The sequence below is a fragment of the Pseudomonas sp. MF06569 genome (assembly GCF_059862735.1).
This window is the reverse complement of record NZ_JCBCUZ010000001.1, coordinates 1-16,919: the sequence shown is the minus strand read 5'-3', so window position 1 is coordinate 16,919 and position 16,919 is coordinate 1. Positions and strand designations below refer to the sequence as shown.

Sequence of the window (16,919 nt, the reverse complement as noted above, 5' to 3'; positions counted from 1 at the left end):
GGTCGCCATGAGTTCAGGCAAGGCCTCGGGCCTCAATAAAATCGGTCACACCCTGGCGCCCTGGGCCTTGCCTGTGTTGCTGCTGGCGGTATGGCAGCTGTCCGTGTCGGCGGGCTGGTTGTCGACACGCATCCTGCCCGCCCCCAGTGCCGTGATCACGGCCGGGATCGAGCTGGTACGCAGTGGCGAAATCTGGAAACACCTGGCCATCAGCGGCTGGCGTGCCGGATTGGGCTTTGCCATCGGCGGCAGCATCGGCCTGGCGTTGGGCTTTATTACCGGCCTGTCGAAATGGGGCGAACGCCTGCTCGACAGCTCGGTGCAAATGATCCGCAACGTACCGCACCTGGCGCTGATTCCGCTGGTCATCCTGTGGTTCGGTATCGATGAGTCGGCGAAGATTTTTCTGGTAGCACTGGGGACTTTATTCCCGATCTACCTCAACACCTACCACGGCATCCGCAACGTCGACCCGGCGCTGGTCGAGATGGCGCGCAACTACGGGTTGTCCGGTTTCAGCCTGTTCTGGCAGGTGATCTTGCCGGGGGCGTTGCCTTCGATCCTGGTGGGCGTGCGCTTTGCCCTGGGCTTTATGTGGCTGACGTTGATCGTGGCCGAAACCATCTCCGCCAGCTCCGGCATCGGCTACCTGGCGATGAACGCCCGGGAGTTCTTGCAAACCGACGTGGTGGTGCTGGCAATTGTTTTGTACGCCGTGCTCGGCAAGCTGGCCGATACCGCGGCCCGTGGTCTGGAGCGCATCTGGTTGCGCTGGCACCCGGCGTATCAAGTCGTTAAAGGCGGTGCAGCATGACAGCTCAACAACCTCCACGTTTGCGCCAGGGCATCCCGCTGGCCATCAACGGCCTGCAAAAAGCCTTCGGCGAGCGGCTGGTGCTTCGAGATATCAATCTGCATATCCCGGCGGGGCAATTTGTCGCCATTGTCGGGCGCAGCGGTTGCGGCAAAAGCACCTTGATGCGCCTGCTGGCCGGGCTCGACCAGCCCACCGCAGGCCAATTGCTGGCCGGTAGCGCACCGCTGCAAGCGGCCCGTGAAGACACGCGACTGATGTTTCAGGAAGCACGTTTGCTGCCCTGGAAAAAAGTCATCGACAACGTGGGCCTTGGCCTTAAAGGCGACTGGCGCCCCAAAGCGCTCAAAGCCCTGGAAGAAGTCGGCCTGGCCGAACGCGCCAATGAATGGCCAGCAGCACTGTCGGGCGGGCAAAAACAGCGTGTGGCCCTGGCCCGCGCCCTGATCCACCAGCCGCGCTTGCTGCTGCTCGACGAACCGCTGGGCGCGCTGGATGCCCTGACCCGAATTGAAATGCAGGACCTGATCGAACGCCTGTGGCGCCAGCATGGTTTTACCGTGTTGCTGGTGACACACGACGTCAGCGAAGCCGTCGCGATTGCTGACCGGGTGATTTTGATTGAAGAAGGGCAGGTGGGGCTGGACCTCACCGTCGATCTGCAACGCCCTCGAGTACGCGGCTCGCACCGCCTGGCCGCACTGGAAACCGAAGTACTGAACCGTGTTCTCGCACTGCCTGGCTCGCCACCTGAGCCGGAACCCGTTGCACCGCTGCCTACGCAACTGCGCTGGGCGCAATAAAACCACTTTCTATCCCAAGACAGGAATCGACACCATGACCATTAAAGCCATCAACGTTCGCAACCAGTTCAAAGGCCACATCAAGGAAATCGTGCTGGGCGACGTGCTGTCGGAAATCGACGTACAGACCGCATCGGGCATCGTGACCTCCGTGATCACCACCCGCTCGGTCAAAGAGCTGGAACTGGTGGTCGGCAGCGAAGTGATCGCGTTTGTAAAATCCACCGAAGTGTCCATCGCCAAGCTGTAAACCGTGGTTTATCCACAACCCCGAAAGGTGTGAGCCCTTCGGGGTTTTTTGTGGCTGGAAAACACCCCTTGAGGTGCACTTCGTCGTGGCTACAAAGACAGCAAGCGGTGGACGGATTAGACTCAAAGGCACCCACGCAGGAGGAGGTCTCCATGAGCGCCCACCTTTCCCCGATCGTTTCAGAGTTCGAAACCGAAGAGCAGGCCGCCAGTTATGATCGCTGGTTCCGAGCCAAGGTACAGGCCGCACTTGATGATCCGCGCCCGGGCATCCCCCACGATCAAGTAATGGCCCAGATGCAGGCCCTGATCGAGTCAAAACGCAAAGAGCGCGATGCTGGTTGAGTGGCGGCCCCTTGCTCGGGCTCAACTCAGCGAGATTCTTGAGTACATCAGCGACCGCAATCTTGTCGCGGCCAGTGAGCTCTACAAGAACATTGAAGCCGCTATATCCGCTCTACCTCAGCATCCCTATTTGTATAGATTCGGTCGAGTACTCGGGACTCGGGAAATTGTCGTGCATCCCAATTACCTGGTGGTCTATAGAGTCACGAATCGGATCGAGATAGTCACCGTTCTGCACGCAAGGCAGGAATATCCATGAGCAAAAACAACAAGCAGCAGAACAGAGGGCTGGGCAGCCGTATCCATAAACGCTTCGAGAAAGCCGGATACGTGGAACTGGATCTGCCAAAACGCGATGAAACTGTCAGATCGCTATCCCTGTAATTTCTTTAGAGTCGCCCCCCGTAGCAGCAACTACAAAATCAAGGCCCGCCCATTGCAGGCGGGCCCTGGCTGTCACCGCACCAAATGCAAAAACTGCATATGACGTTCGTACTGGTCGAGGATGTCGTTGATGATTTGCTCTTTGGTGTAGCCCGTCAGGTCGTAATCCTGACTGCCTTCGGCCAAATGCACTTCAGCGCGGTAGTAACGGCGGTTTCGCAGTTGCTCTTTTTTGCCAAAGCCACCACGGGCGAAGGAAGGCGTGAAGTAGCCACGCATCTGCACCTGGTAGATGAACGGATGTTCGTCGCCGTGGCCGATTTCCAGGCTCACGTTGTCGTTGGCCGGGTCCGGCTGGGTGACGACATTCAGGCCTTTTTCCAGGAACACCGCGCTCACTTCTTCAATCGCCGGGCGCACGGTGGTATCCATGAAGCGATACACCTCGTCACGGGACGGGAAGTGCACGGCCTGGCTCAAGCGCTGACGCCAACCGCCACGACGGGAGTGCGAAACCGGCGCCAGGGAGTGCATCTGCGCAATCTGCTTTTGCGACTCAAGGTAGAACGCCTTATGCAGGCCCCACATCATCAGCAGCAAAATCAGCGAGAACGGCAGCGAGGTCAGCACCACCGCTGACTTGAGCGCATCGATACTGCCCGAGAACAGCAGCGCACTGGTAACCAGCGCCGTCATCGCACCCCAGAACACCCGCAGCCATTTAGGGCCGTCCTCGTCCGCGTTATTGCCACGCGCCGAGAGGGTGGACAGCACCACGGTGCCGGAGTCGGCCGAGGTCACGAAGAACACAAAGCTGATAAACACCGTCACCGCAATCACGGTCCGGCTCCACGGGTAGGTCTCCAGCAGCAGGTACAGCGTGCGCGACGGGTCGTCTATGGCAGACTGGCCGAGGGCAACCATGCCGTGGTTGAGCACCTGATCAATGGCGCTGTTGCCGAAAATCGACATCCACGCCAGGGTGAAGCCCAACGGAATCAGCAGTACGCCGAACACGAACTCGCGGATGGTACGGCCCCGTGAAATACGCGCAATGAACAGGCCCACAAACGGCGACCATGCGATCCACCAGGCCCAGTAGAACACCGTCCAGCCGCCCAGCCAGTCGCTGGGTTTGTCATAGGCGTACACGTCGAAACTCTTGGTCGGCAAGGCGCCAAGATAGTCACCGATGTTTTGCACCAGGGTGTTGAGCAAATGCTGGGTGGGGCCTGCGAACAGCACAAACAGCAGCAGCGCGCATGCCAGCAGCATGTTGATGTCGGACATCACCCGCACGCCTTTATCGACGCCCGCAATGGCCACCAGGATCGCCGCGCCCATCATCAGCGTGATCAGGCCCACTTGCACCCATTGGGTATGCGGCAGGCCGAACAGGTAGTCGAGCCCGGAGTTGAGGTGCAACACCCCAAAGCCCATGTCGGCGCCCAGGCCAAACACGGTGGCGATGATGCCGAAGCCATCCACCGCATAGCCGATAGGCCCGTTGATGCGCTTGCCGATCAGCGGGTAGAGCGCCGAGCGCAGCGCCAGCGGCAAGTTGTGACGGTAGGCGAAGTAGGCCAGCGCCATGCCCACAAAGGCGAACACGCCCCAGCCATGCAGGCCCCAGTGCAAGAACAGCAGCTGCATGCCTTGGCGCGCAGCCTCTGACGTACCGGCCGGGCCTTGGGGCGGGGCGAGCATATGGGTCAGGGGTTCGGACACACAGAAGAAAAATAGCGTGATGCTGATCCCGGCGGCGAACAGCATGCCCGCCCAGGACAGGTAACTGAACTCGGGTTCGTCGTGGTCGGCACCGAGCTTGATCTTGCCGTAGCCGGACAAGGCGGTGACGACCACGAAGATCAGATACAGGGTCATCGCTAACATGTAGTACCAGCCGACCGTATTGGCCGCCCAGTTCTGTGCGGCCAGCAGCCATTCACCGGCTGCTTGTGGCATGGCGATGACCACCAGGCCAAAGATCAGGATAAACACGGCGGCAAAGTAAAATACCGGCGGGTTCATGCGGATCGAAGACGTTTCAGGCGTGATCGGTACACTCATTGGATGTGCACCTTATAGAGGTAAAACGGGATCAAAAAGAGCGGATTCGGCAAGGGTTAGCCTCCTGTTGTGAGCGGGCAGCGGACCACCGGTTTAAGTTGAACGAGCATTCAAGTTAAACATGGATGGCCTTTCAGCACTAATCGCTACCCACGGCTACACGTCTGATACGTTAGCTCATGCCTGGGTATGACACATGGCCATGATCAACGTTCAGCCGTTGTGGGGTGGGGCTGTCAGGGGGGTGGAGGCGGCAACAGAAAAAGGAATTTTCGGGCGTTGAAAAAAATCAAAAAAAAAGCACACACCAGTGAAATGGTCAAAAAACAGACTGATTTTAGACGTCGACAGGCTCAAAGAGTTGAAGTGACCAACAATGTGCTCAATGCACAGGAGTGGAGACGAGTCCAAAGAAAGAAGTCAGCATGCAGGCTAATCATGGATTTTTTATATTATTTTTGACACTCATTCAATTGAGCACTGAATCTTCCGACGACTCATCGGGAACAATAGTCGAGAAATTAACAGCCACTGATTTTTTAACTTCACCTTTCTGAATAAAACTACTCACCCCAACTATATCGTTCCCATTACGGGTATCTGCTAATGGCTTCGTATACGTCAGATCAATGTGTGAAATACCCAATTCGTCCAGTGAGTATAACTCGCTTGCATTGCCAGTTTCTTGAGGGCTATCTGCTGAGCTTTGGCCATCATGATTGGCATCAACCCAAACCCTCACATCCCCCCAGCGTTCATCCTGGTTATCAAACTTAAGGTCTTTGTTGCTATCCAGGCTGCGCAGTGCATCAAATGCATTATCAAAGGTTTTTTTACTCGGAGAATCACGGCTTCCTTGTTCGGCACCAAAATACTCTGACATCAACTCCGAGACATTATCAATTTTTCCGTTGCCATCAAGGTCCAAAACAACCATACCCTCGTCAGTACTGCTCCACCCCGTTTGCACCTTCTCGCCATCGTTGTTCATGTCGAAATGAACAGGAGAGGTATGAGGGTTGGTGAGTTTTACTCCGGCCCCACCCAGATCCAAAATCAAAGGGTCTACTTTGTTTTCTAAGGCGCATTTCATTCTTGCAATTTGTTCTGGCGTTATATAGTTGAGACCTCCAACACTTTCCAAAGAAATATCAACATTAGCAGCTGGCCTTTGGATATTTGTCACAGGTACCCCTCCGCCTGTGCTGTAGCCGTTCGATGCAGAAGTAGCGCCACCTGCCCCCCCACTTCCGCCACTGTCAAGACTACCAGCCGTACCCTTACTTATACCGCCACCAGGAACTACAGGCAGTGAAATATCAACCTCTACACCTTTTACTAATAAATCTTCAAATACTATCTTTATTACAATAGGTATAATCATTGAGGCATTGCCAAAATACTTTTCGAAAATCATCCCAATAGCAGCGGCATTTTGTATAAATACCGTGGCATAATTTTCCATTTGCTCTAAAAAGTTACGGCCCGGAATCTCAACGTAATTATGCCCTAGTCCACCCCCCCACACAGGAAACTCATCACCGAGCGTCCCGGCCCATTGCCATGGTTCCAAGCCCAAGCCTTCAACTGCGGCTTGTACGTCTCTTTTGATCACCTCTTTAATTGGCAAAATGCCTTTAGCATAAATAAAATCCGCAATAACTTGGTGGGCTAATCTGTCAGAAGCATTTTTATACATACGCGAAGTGAATTTCCTTCCGGAGCGCTCAACTGCATATCGCATGGAATTGGAAACCAGTTCGCTTACAAAGCTCCCATCAATATTATTGATAGATTTTGCAGCCATAAGCCAGTTAGCCGTCATCAACATCTGGTCTCTCACTTCGCCATCGGCCTGGTTGGCAATGGCTTTTTGAGCAACATTATATAAGTAATGGTATCCTCCCGCGTAGTCTTTCACGGCGAGTCTACTTTTCAGGTATATGACATCCGCGGGTGTAAGAGGTATTTGCACCATATTGGCGCCTCCTTAATTAATTAATTAAAAAACGATCCAGAAAACTCAACGCAAAATTATCGACTTCTTTAAGGTCGGAAATCTCACGCTTAAACAAATAGTCAACCCCAAAAATATTTTTGTACGCTCTTTTTCCCACATAAATAAGGTCCCACTCATGTATGTAAGCATTGCTTCCATCACGGCCCGCGACTCTATACATCTTCTCACTACCCTCTAACAGTTCAACCCCATCAAAAGACGCAATGGTTTTTAATGTTCGGGTGACTCGATTTATATCAAACGGAGGAACGGATATAGGAAATAGAACTAATACCATTACATTGTTAGATTTATTTTTATAGTCAACCAACTTCATGGACGGATACTCAACTCGAAGAGTAATCACGGTTTCACGGTTAAAATCAATAAGCTCACAATCCTCACCCGAAACATCAAAGGAAAAAACACTGATATTCGTTTTTTTATTAACAAACGTGCAAGCTGCATGGGTGGGCATTGAGCCCCAAGCAAACACCAGTGATATAAGCCCACCTAGAAGATATCTACGCACTACCAGCCTCCAATATTACTGATGTATCGCCTTATCCACAGGAGGATTAAATACAGCCACCAGAAACATTTAATCTCCAGAGCACAGCGCGAAACATGGTTTTGGACGTGTTATTTCCATACACCATCCAAGATTCAATATTAAAAATCTTATCGCCCTGAAAACTTTAGGCCTTGTACCAAAATATGACCACAGCGAAGCCGCCGTACTTAATGTCGGATATTTCCGTAACTAAAAATAGTATGTAGGAGAGGGTTAAACCGGGCGCTGAACTGCGCGCCCCCGTTTAAAACACAGACAAATCCAGCGGCCGAATCGCGCCCATCCAGATCGCATGGTCGGTGTGGTCCAGCAGGTCATTGCCGGTATCGGGATGCATAAACACCACCAAACCGTGCCGGTAGAGCGCCAGCCACGGCAGGACGATACCCACAAGCTCCGGGCCGAACGCCAGCTGGCAGCTCCAGTCCGGGTGCGGGCCGACCGGGCGTTCGTGCACGCGGCCCATGGTGACGCCAAACAGTTGCTTCGCCTCTTCGCACAAGGCCCGCGCCTGATCGATGGTCGAGGCGTCGAAATAGATGTGAGCGTGGTAGCCCTTGATTCTCTGCATATCGCTCTCGTACGGGTGATGTGGGAGCGGGCTTGCTCGCGATAGGATCGGCTCAGGGTTACTGATACTCCGCACCAGCCGAATCGCAAGCAAGCCCACACACAGTTAAAACGCCAGCAACCGCCGCAACTCAGCCAACGCCGGGGCCGTGTCCGGCCGCACACCGCGCCACAGGTAGAACGCCTCACCCGCCTGTTCAGCGAGCATCCCCAAACCGTCCATCACCTGACCCGCGCCATGCCCGCTGGCCCACACGCAAAAAGGCGTCGGCTCCTTGCCGTACATCATGTCGTAGCACAGGGTTTTACCCGGCTCGATCAGGCTGCTGGCAATGGGTGGCAGTTCGCCGCTTAAGCTGGCCGAGGTGGCGTTGATGATCAGGTCGACAGGCTCGTGCAGCCAGTCAAAACCACTGGCCGCCACCGGGCCCAGGTCGCAGAACAGTTCAGCCAACAGTTCGGCCTTCTCAACCGTGCGATTGGCGATTGTCACCGAGGCCGGCCCTTCGGCCAGCAAGGGTTCCAATGCGCCACGCACCGCACCGCCCGCGCCCAGTACCAGGATGCGTTTGCCCTTGAGGCTGAAACCGGCATTGACTGTCAGGTCGCGCACCAGCCCTGCGCCATCAGTGTTGTCCCCCAGCAAACTGCCGTCGGCCAGCTTGCTCAGCGTATTGACGGCACCGGCCCGTTGCGCGCGGGCGGTCAGTTGATCGGCCAGGCGGTAGGCATCTTCTTTGAATGGCACGGTGACGTTGGCGCCGCGCCCCTCTTGAAAGAACGCTGTGGCACAGCCGGAAAAATCATCCAGCGGCGCGAGCAAGGTGTCGTATTGCATGACCTGGCCGGTTTGCTCGGCAAACAGGCGATGCAGTACCGGGGATTTGCTGTGGGCAATCGGGTTACCAAAAACGACGTAACGGTCCATCAGGCAAGCTCCTCGGGCAGTGTCAGGCGTTGGCTAACCAGTCGCGGTCTTGCAGGAAGTAATCCGTCAGACGCGCTTCCGGGCTGCCCGGCTCGGCTTTCCAGTCGTAGCCCCAGCGAACTTGCGGCGGCAGCGACATCAGGATCGACTCGGTGCGACCGCCCGATTGCAGGCCAAACAGGGTGCCACGGTCATAAACCAGGTTGAATTCCACGTAGCGGCCACGGCGGAATTCCTGGAATTCACGCTGCTGGGCGGTGTATTCGTCGTTTTTGCGGCGCTGAACGATCGGCAGGTAGGCGTCGATATAGGCGTCGCCAATGGCACGAATAAAGGCGAAACAGGTGTCGAAATCCCACTCGTTCAAGTCATCGAAAAACAGGCCGCCAATGCCCCGTGGCTCGTTGCGATGCTTGATATGGAAGTAGGTGTCGCACCAGGCCTTGTAGCGCGGGTACACATCGGCGCCAAACGGCGCACACGCCTGCTCGGCCACGCGATGCCAGTGCACGCAGTCTTCTTCAACGGCGTAGTAGGGCGTGAGGTCAAAGCCGCCACCGAACCACCAGACCGGCTCTTCACCTTCTTTCTCAGCGATGAAAAAGCGCACGTTGGCGTGGGATGTTGGCACATGCGGGTTGTGCGGGTGGATCACCAGCGACACACCCAGGGCTTCAAAGCCACGGCCCGCCAGTTCTGGGCGATGGGCGCTGGCGGATGGCGGCAAACCGCTGCCAAAAACGTGGGAAAAGTTGACGCCGCCTTTCTCAATCACGTGGCCGTTTTCAATTACACGGGTACGACCGCCACCGCCCGCCGGGCGCTGCCAGGCGTCTTCAACGAATTGAGTGCCGCCGTCTTCAGTTTGCAGTGCGTTGCAAATGCGGTCTTGAAGGTCGAGCAGATAGGCTTTTACAGCCTCGGTGCGAGTAGTCATGACATCACCTTAAATCGGGCAAAGCGACGCGGCACGTCCATCAGAGCGGGGCCGGCGGCAAAGGGCCGCTAGCATAACATCGCCCTGCGCATCACCGCAGTTGACGAAGATCACGCTTAAGCGTTGGATAGCGGCTTCGTCAATTCAGCAAGGAAAGTGCAGATGGCTAAGCGTATCCAGTTTCGGGCCCACGGCGGCCCTGAAGTGCTTGAGTATGTCGACTTCCAACCCGCCGAGCCGGGCCCGCAGCACGTGCGGGTACGCAATCAGGCCATCGGTCTGAATTTCATCGATACCTATTACCGTGGCGGCTTGTACCCGCTGGCTGAGCTGCCGTCCGGGCTGGGTAATGAGGGCGCCGGGGTTGTTGAAGCGGTGGGCAGTGAAGTGCGTACCGTTAAGGTCGGCGATCGCGTGGCCTACGGCACCGGCCCCTTGGGCGCATACAGCGAGTTGCATGTGTTGCCCGCCGCGAATGTGGTGAAACTGCCCGATGATATTTCCTTTGAGCAGGCCGCCGCCGTGATGCTCAAGGGGCTGACAACCCAATACTTGCTGCGTCAGACCTATGAACTCAAAGGTGGCGAAACAATCCTGTTTCACGCTGCCGCCGGTGGCGTCGGTTCGATTGCCTGCCAATGGGCAAAAGCGCTGGGCGTAAAGCTGATCGGCACCGTCAGTTCAGCCGAAAAAGCGGCCCATGCCAAGGCGCTGGGCGCATGGGAAACCATCGACTATAGCCATGAGGATGTGGCCAAGCGTGTGCTGGAATTGACCGACGGCAAGAAGTGCCCGGTGGTGTATGACGGCGTGGGCAAAGACACCTGGCTGACCTCGCTCGATTGCGTGGCACCCCGTGGTCTTATGGTCAGCTTTGGCAACGCATCGGGGGCGGTGACCGGGGTTAACCTGGGGATTTTGTCGCAGAAGGGCTCGCTGTACGTGACCCGTCCAACACTGGCGTCCTACGCCAATAGCGCCGATAACCTGCAAGCGATGGCCGATGAGCTGTTTGCGATGATCCGCAGTGGTGCAATCAAGGTTGATATCAGCCAGCGTTTTGCGCTGAGTGATGCCGCCAGGGCACAGACTGAGCTGTCGGCACGCCGTACGACGGGTTCTACGATTTTGTTGCCTTAAAACAAGCGTCCATCCCTGTGGGAGCGGGCTTGCTCGCGATGGAATCGCTGCGGTGTAACTGACACACCGTAGTGCCTCAATCGCGAGCAAGCCCGCCCCCACACAACAGAAAAGCCTGTGTGCCTACGCCGGGCGAACCACCTTGCCGCTCGCCAGATCGCGGATCAGGCTCGGGTTTTTACGCCCGCCCAGATTGCCGCCCAGTACATGATCAATTTGCCCACGGAAATACTGCTCAACTTTTAACCGGGTACGCGCAGCGGGCAAGCCCGCCGGGTTGGCGGACGTCGACACGATCGGGCCCACCAATGCACACAGCTCACGCACCAGCGGGTGATCACTCACACGCAGCGCCACGGTGTCATGCACGCCGGTAATCCACTCGGGCAACAAGCCCTGATGCGGCACCAGCCAGGTGTTCGGCCCCGGCCAGGTGCTGGCCATACGGTCGATCCATTCCTGGGGGAAGTCTTCAAACAGAAAGTCGAATTGGTGGATGTTGTCAGCCACCACAATCAGGCCTTTATCCACAGGCCGCGACTTGATCGCCAGCAACCGCTCGACCGCTTCTTCATCCCACGGGTCGCAGCCCAAACCCCAGACCGCCTCGGTTGGATAGGCAATCACCGCGCCTGCGCGAATGGCTCTTGCAGCTTGTTGGACGCGCCAGGTGCTGATCATTGAATGTCTCCAGATATGTACTACACGCAGTGTACTTAGCTGGGCCGCGCAAACCAACGCCCGCCCTCCAGCACGACGTGCCCCGCCAGTTCGAGTTCGGTCATTGCCGCCAGCAATCGAGGTAAATCCCAACCACTGGCAGTGACCAGTGCTTCGCTGGTTTGAGGCGCTGCCTGCAACAATTGCACTAATGGATGACAGCTTGGTGTAAATAAATCGGTGGTGGATAACGGCAATGAGCGCCAGCCACGCAGGCCTTCCAGAATATGCTCCACGGTCTCGACCAGAGTGGCGCCATCGCGGATCAACTGATGACAACCCCGTGCCCCCGGATGGTGGATAGAGCCGGGCATGGCGTACACCTCGCGCCCCTGTTCAGCCGCCAGGCGGGCGGTGATCAGCGAGCCGCTGGCCACACTGGCCTCCACCACCAGCACACCAAGGGATAAACCGCTGATGATTGGGTGATATAGTTTTCAGAGTGAATTTTATGGACGTGCTGAAATGCGAAAAGCCTATGCATACATACGCTATTCCCGTGCAATACAAGCCTCAGGGGACAGCGAGAACCGTCAATTAACTGCCCTAGACCTCTTTGAGACGTCCACAGGGACGCCCATTGCAGAGGTCGTATACGACAAAGGCAAATCCGCTTTTCGTGGTGACAATGCCCGCTCAGGCAATTTCAAAGAGATGCTGGACAGAATACACAGCGGCGCTATCCGCCAAGGCGATTATCTTGTCGTGGAGAGCATCGACCGTATAACTCGTCAACGTGTGCTCGATGGTGTTGAACTTCTTCAAGGCATTCTCAAAAAAGGAATAAATATTTATACAACTGTGGATAAAAAAACCTACTCGTATAATGACCCTTCGAGAGATTTTGAAAACTTGCTGATGATTAGCCTGATTGCAAAGAGAGCTAACGAAGAATCTGAAACAAAATCAGACCGTTTATTATCTGCTTGGAAAGCACGTAAAGCCAAAGCTACAAATGGAGAGGTAATAATTAAAAAGGGTAAATCCATACCATATGGGTTGCGTGTTGAAAATGATAAATTTGTTATTCACGAAGAAGAACAAAAAGAAATAAATCAGCTTTTTGAGCTTTTATTGAAATACGGTATGAATACCGCTCTAATAAAAATAAATGAAACGTCGAATAGAAAATGGAGCAACGGCTCGCTGAACAAAATAATCAAACACAAAACCGTTATCGGTTGCATGGCAACTCATCGAATTGAGTATACTACTGATGGTAAATCAAAAAAAATCCTGACGGGTTTTATCGAGAACTATTACCCTAACCTAATTAAGCCGAGCTTGTTCTATAAAGTAATTGATGTTATGAGTAACCGAAAGCAAAAAAACTGGTCGGGAAGGAGAACAGAACAAGACTTTAATATATTCAAACACTGCATTTACTGTTCATCGTGCGGCGGAAAATTGTACTATGACCATCGGGGCAGTCGGTATAAAGATAAGATATACCCTTTTTTCAAATGTGATAATGCCCGTATTCAAAAGCATGTTTGCACAGCAGACAATATACGTTTTGAATATATCTTAGGCTCTTTGCTTGAATGCATTAACATGGCGAATCGATTGACTAATGATTTTCCAAATGATTACAAGGGGATTTCCACCCAAGCGATATTTCTTAATTCGAAAATTGAAAATCTTCTAGTCTCGTCTGATAATACCCAAAATGTTGAGTTCGAAAAAAAACAAACTGATTTAGCATCTTGCCGAACTAAACTCAGCAGTTTGAATGCGATGCTGATAGAAGCCGATTTTAAACTTCCCGCAATAATGTTGAAAGAAATTTCCAATATGGAGGCACGAATAGAAAAGCTACAAATAGAGTTGGAACTTTTCGCCGCAAGCGTTGAAGCAGAAAATTTGGAAATTGAAAACAGCCAAAGCGTCATAGATTTGTTTATGACAGATGATGGACGAGCACAACTAAATACATTCTTCAAGCGTCATAATATTTCATTTTTTGTTAGTCATGACAAATCTATAAGGCAAACAAAATTTGAAATGCGCAACAAAAATGGAGAGAGAATTGCACGCTCTATAAAAACTTATCCGCTAAAAAATATACTTAGGGATTTCGAGCTTGGCGATTTACAAACTATGTTCGACCTTACGGTTAATTAGTCACGCAGCCCTCTAAAATCAGAATTTCAATTCTGATTTTAGAGGGCTCAAAAGTATTGAACTCAATCTAGTTTTTGCTAACGCCCTGCTTGCTCATTTCAATATGTTATTCTAATTATGTGATGTTATAAGTAACTCGCTACACTTTCCACCACACTTTTGCTGCGCAAAAGATGAGGTTCCAAGTTCCACTCGTGCTTGTCAGCAGGACAGAAGCCAAATCACAAGCAAAGCGAACAAAAACATCACACGAAATGGTTTAAAAAATATCGCACATGCTTATTATTTTTTAATCAATTTCTAAAAAGCATTTATAAAAATATCGCTTTATCGCTCATAATTTTTCTAAATTCATATATTAAGGGAAAACATAAAATCAAAAAACGGTGAACAAAATGGCTACAAAAAAAACAACAACTATGATTTACAAACATCTCAATTTCAAAAATAACAGCGCTGGAATGTCTCGACTTTTCAAAAGTCTTGCTCACTCTCTGCGAATTTCCCCGACTGTTGATAACAAAATTCTAGCAACTAAAATTCTAGAATGGGACGACGAGCGCTCTCATTTAAATTTAGTTTATTGTCCTTCGCTCGGCAAATCTCCAATCGCACTCGACACATTAACAGAAAAACAAAAGGTAGAAATTCAAGAAGGTTTTATCACTGATATATTGGTAGAACAAAAAACAAAAGATAAGAAATCTAAAACATCAGATACATTGAGCAAGTACAAAGCAAAAATAAACAAATGGCACAACTCAATCACAGATGACAACAACCCTTTAAAAATTTTACTTTTAAATTTTCTAGACAAAAAGGATTTGGTAGATATTGAAAGTGATATTAATGCATTAAATCAGTTTGAGTTTGCACGCAAAAGTCAAAAAATAGAAACAGTTAAAAAGTTTTTTGAACTTCACAATAAGGTTGTTGACGATAAATCTGATATTTCACGTAACAAGATATTTGTTCAAGAAGCATTTTTTAAAATCCCCACACACAACAAAGTAGAAGTGAAAACCGCTGATTTAATATCCAATATTCATTCTTTCTACAAAGAAAACTTCCCCGATTACCCCATTAAACTAATTGTTTTTCACGGCGACGAGATTGGTAATCACCCGCACATATTTGTAGATGCAAAAAACAAACGCACTGAAAAATATGACTTACTCACTGCTCAAAAGAAATTCGTAAATGCGAATATTGAAAAGTTAAAAGCCGAATATCCTGATGCTACTCATCTTGATTTTTCCAATCGCTCATATTCTGCAAAAAAAACCCAGGCTCAATATTTTCAAACTTTGTTCTACCAACATTCTAACAAGATGCTTGCAAGATATGATGTTGAAGCAAAGAAACTTGAAAAGACAAAAGAAAATAATGCACGTATGCGCTTGATTGAGGAAGATGCTAAAAAGCCGAAAATTGAAAGACAGTTTAGTTTTTATAATGCAGAAACATCACGATTAAATGAGGCGTACAATGTTGCAAAATCAAAAGCATTAAATGCAAATAAAGAGAAAGAAGAAGCCGAAAGGCAAGTATTAAATGAAAGGTTATCTATTTCAAAAATACAATCCCATTTAAGCGAAGCGAATGAAAAACTCTCTGAATTGAGCATAATGATTGAAGACCACAACAAAGAAGAAGAAAAGAAAAAATCAGAAATAATATTACTTGAAGAAGACTTGAAGAAGCTCAAACAAGAAGAAGCAACACATAAGGAGTCAATCAAGAATTTTACACACGAATATTTTATAAAAATCTTTGACGAGATGAAAAGCCTATATCTACAAATGCTAGGGCTTAAACCTTTTTTCGATAGGAACTTAAAAAAAACGAGATTGGGCAAGGTTTTCTTGAAGAACGATGCGCTGGATGAAGATGAGTTTGATAATCGAGTTAAAGAAATTGTCAAATATAAAAGTGTTGCGTCATTAGAGTTATTCAACGCAATTGATAGGCATTACGATAAGAAAGATAAAGACTTTGAAGCAAGAACAAAAAAACGTACACACGAAGAAGTGAAGCATAGAGCCGCAAATAACAAAACCTCAAAAAACGAATGGACTGAAAACTTAGACAGGAGTGTTCCTTCAAGCAAAGTCAAAAATGAAAACTCACACAAATTGAAAAATACGTAAACTCTACATATTGAATGATGAGAGCCGCTGGCTCTTTATCTTCAAGCGAAGTTCGTTTTCAAACTACACTCAAACTTTGTTTTTAGACAATCATCAGTTCCTACGACTCGATACCCCCACTTCACTTTTCTAATAAATTCAAATCCGCTCCAAGAAACTTTATCGTGTTCAACAATTACAGACTGAACAAATTCATTAGCATATTCACAAAAAGCCCAGAATCTTCCTTCTTGCCTAAGTTTTGCAAGGTATACAAAAGCCTTGTTTTTTAATGTCTTGAATAGTTCGTGTGGTTCTTTGTCGAAAAATCTATCAAATGCACGCCATAGAATAGTTTGAGTTTTTCCGAAAAAACCATACATCCTATAACCCCAAAGGCGAGCAACTGCCTTGTTTTTCATCGACTCATCTGACTTTTCACGAAGACTTTTGATAACGTACTTCGTTATATATGAAGCAGGGCTTGCGCCTTTTTTACCCGCTTTTTTTGCTTCTTCTTCTGATATACGAACAATTCTTACAGCATTTCCACTATGAGAATAGTGCTTGTGTATAAGGCCAATTAGTTCATCCGCTTGGTCGGGACGAACAAAAAACATCGAGTGCATATGAACACACTGGTCTTTGTGGGCTTCTTTGCACCACATTCCAAGCGTTTCAATTTCGTGCCTTTCTCTATCTTTGTTTAACGAAACAAGCTTTGCCGAAAGCCAATCCGATGCTTCCCTAGGCGTCGCTCCATTCCAGCAGTTTCTACCAGTGGTAGGATTGGAGTGAAATTCTGCTGGGCACGTAAATGTCGTAAACAGTGCGATATAGCCCTTTTTATCTGCCTCCTTTTCTAAATCTTTAACTTTCATATAGATTTCTGACGCTTTACGCTCATCAGTTAAAGCAAACTTAGAAAGTGCCACTCTTTCTTCTTTTTCATTTTTTACATATACGATTTCAGTGTTATCAATAAACTCTTGCTGTTCAATATCCCGGCGGCCGCGAAAACTGAGTGCAACACCTGACCTTTCCGGTACGGTGCTGCCCCTATGTCCTATTCCGAACTCAGCGTTGAAGAGCGCGCGATCATTCAGCTCAGTCAAGCTCAAGGCTTCACCCTG

The 16,919-nt window shown here is 50.5% G+C and carries 17 protein-coding genes and 1 pseudogene; 9 read left to right on the top strand and 9 right to left on the bottom strand.

Features of this window, described 5'->3' with window-relative positions:
- Window positions 1-7: 7 nt before the first annotated feature.
- From ssuC to AC19YQ_RS00065, 6 genes are all read left to right on the top strand, one after another.
- A complete protein-coding gene (ssuC, locus tag AC19YQ_RS00090; RefSeq protein WP_133074967.1) occupies window positions 8-814 on the top strand; it encodes an aliphatic sulfonate ABC transporter permease SsuC in 807 nt (268 codons plus the stop codon).
- Window positions 811-1,617, top strand: coding sequence for an aliphatic sulfonates ABC transporter ATP-binding protein (gene ssuB / locus AC19YQ_RS00085; RefSeq protein ID WP_019828605.1), 807 nt, complete (start codon window positions 811-813; stop codon window positions 1,615-1,617). Before ssuC ends, ssuB begins: the two co-directional genes overlap by 4 nt.
- 34 nt (window positions 1,618-1,651) lie before the next feature.
- Window positions 1,652-1,867 carry a TOBE domain-containing protein gene (locus AC19YQ_RS00080; RefSeq protein ID WP_003444581.1) on the top strand — a complete coding sequence of 72 codons (216 nt, stop codon included), beginning with the start codon at window positions 1,652-1,654 and terminating at the stop codon, window positions 1,865-1,867.
- Window positions 1,868-2,019: 152 nt separating this feature from the next.
- Window positions 2,020-2,211 (top strand): type II toxin-antitoxin system RelB family antitoxin, encoded by a 192-nt coding sequence (gene relB / locus AC19YQ_RS00075; protein WP_326398884.1) that lies wholly within the window; start codon window positions 2,020-2,022, stop codon window positions 2,209-2,211.
- Entirely contained in the window at window positions 2,201-2,470 is a 270-nt protein-coding gene (locus tag AC19YQ_RS00070; RefSeq protein ID WP_500594341.1) for a type II toxin-antitoxin system RelE/ParE family toxin, read from the top strand. Before relB ends, AC19YQ_RS00070 begins: the two co-directional genes overlap by 11 nt.
- Window positions 2,467-2,595 (top strand): hypothetical protein, encoded by a 129-nt coding sequence (locus AC19YQ_RS00065; RefSeq protein ID WP_257622897.1) that lies wholly within the window; start codon window positions 2,467-2,469, stop codon window positions 2,593-2,595. The genes AC19YQ_RS00070 and AC19YQ_RS00065 overlap by 4 nt, the downstream gene beginning before the upstream one ends.
- Before the next feature lie 72 nt (window positions 2,596-2,667).
- Here the strand turns inward: AC19YQ_RS00065 and betT are convergent, their stop codons facing one another.
- The 6 genes from betT to hemF all read right to left on the bottom strand — a co-directional run bounded on the left by betT (window position 2,668) and on the right by hemF (window position 9,673).
- The gene (betT, locus tag AC19YQ_RS00060; RefSeq protein ID WP_219262037.1) at window positions 2,668-4,626 is read right to left on the bottom strand and encodes a choline transporter BetT; all 1,959 of its coding nucleotides are present in this window, start codon (window positions 4,624-4,626) and stop codon (window positions 2,668-2,670) included.
- A 508-nt stretch (window positions 4,627-5,134) separates the two neighbouring features.
- Entirely contained in the window at window positions 5,135-6,586 is a 1,452-nt protein-coding gene (locus tag AC19YQ_RS00055; RefSeq protein WP_500594340.1) for an SPM autocatalytic domain-containing protein, read from the bottom strand.
- Window positions 6,587-6,659: 73 nt separating this feature from the next.
- On the bottom strand, window positions 6,660-7,196 hold the full coding sequence (locus AC19YQ_RS00050) for a hypothetical protein (RefSeq protein WP_500594339.1): 537 nt from the start codon (window positions 7,194-7,196) through the stop codon (window positions 6,660-6,662).
- 286 nt (window positions 7,197-7,482) lie between these two features.
- Window positions 7,483-7,809 carry a DOPA 4,5-dioxygenase family protein gene (locus tag AC19YQ_RS00045; protein WP_326398891.1) on the bottom strand — a complete coding sequence of 109 codons (327 nt, stop codon included), beginning with the start codon at window positions 7,807-7,809 and terminating at the stop codon, window positions 7,483-7,485.
- A gap of 105 nt (window positions 7,810-7,914) precedes the next feature.
- The gene (gene aroE, locus AC19YQ_RS00040) at window positions 7,915-8,736 is read right to left on the bottom strand and encodes a shikimate dehydrogenase (RefSeq protein ID WP_500594338.1); all 822 of its coding nucleotides are present in this window, start codon (window positions 8,734-8,736) and stop codon (window positions 7,915-7,917) included.
- Between the two features lie 22 nt (window positions 8,737-8,758).
- A complete protein-coding gene (gene hemF, locus AC19YQ_RS00035) occupies window positions 8,759-9,673 on the bottom strand; it encodes an oxygen-dependent coproporphyrinogen oxidase (protein ID WP_326398895.1) in 915 nt (304 codons plus the stop codon).
- 162 nt (window positions 9,674-9,835) lie between these two features.
- Between hemF and AC19YQ_RS00030 the strand changes: the two genes are divergently transcribed.
- On the top strand, window positions 9,836-10,813 hold the full coding sequence (locus tag AC19YQ_RS00030) for an NADPH:quinone reductase (RefSeq protein ID WP_326398897.1): 978 nt from the start codon (window positions 9,836-9,838) through the stop codon (window positions 10,811-10,813).
- Window positions 10,814-10,936: 123 nt separating this feature from the next.
- Here the strand turns inward: AC19YQ_RS00030 and tsaC are convergent, their stop codons facing one another.
- Both tsaC and AC19YQ_RS00020 read right to left on the bottom strand, forming a co-directional pair.
- Entirely contained in the window at window positions 10,937-11,494 is a 558-nt protein-coding gene (tsaC, locus tag AC19YQ_RS00025) for an L-threonylcarbamoyladenylate synthase type 1 TsaC (protein ID WP_133074960.1), read from the bottom strand.
- 35 nt (window positions 11,495-11,529) lie between these two features.
- Window positions 11,530-11,955, bottom strand: a pseudogene (locus tag AC19YQ_RS00020) (DNA-processing protein DprA); the annotation flags it as partial.
- A gap of 43 nt (window positions 11,956-11,998) precedes the next feature.
- On the opposite strand from AC19YQ_RS00020, the gene AC19YQ_RS00015 reads away from it, so the two are divergent.
- The gene (locus AC19YQ_RS00015) at window positions 11,999-13,657 is read left to right on the top strand and encodes a recombinase family protein (protein WP_500594337.1); all 1,659 of its coding nucleotides are present in this window, start codon (window positions 11,999-12,001) and stop codon (window positions 13,655-13,657) included.
- 395 nt (window positions 13,658-14,052) lie between these two features.
- Window positions 14,053-15,807, top strand: a complete 1,755-nt coding sequence (locus AC19YQ_RS00010; protein ID WP_500594336.1) for a hypothetical protein — start codon at window positions 14,053-14,055, stop codon at window positions 15,805-15,807.
- A 41-nt stretch (window positions 15,808-15,848) separates the two neighbouring features.
- On the opposite strand, the gene AC19YQ_RS00005 is transcribed toward AC19YQ_RS00010, so the two are convergent.
- Entirely contained in the window at window positions 15,849-16,787 is a 939-nt protein-coding gene (locus AC19YQ_RS00005) for a replication endonuclease (protein WP_500594494.1), read from the bottom strand.
- Between the last annotated feature and the right edge of the window lie 132 nt (window positions 16,788-16,919).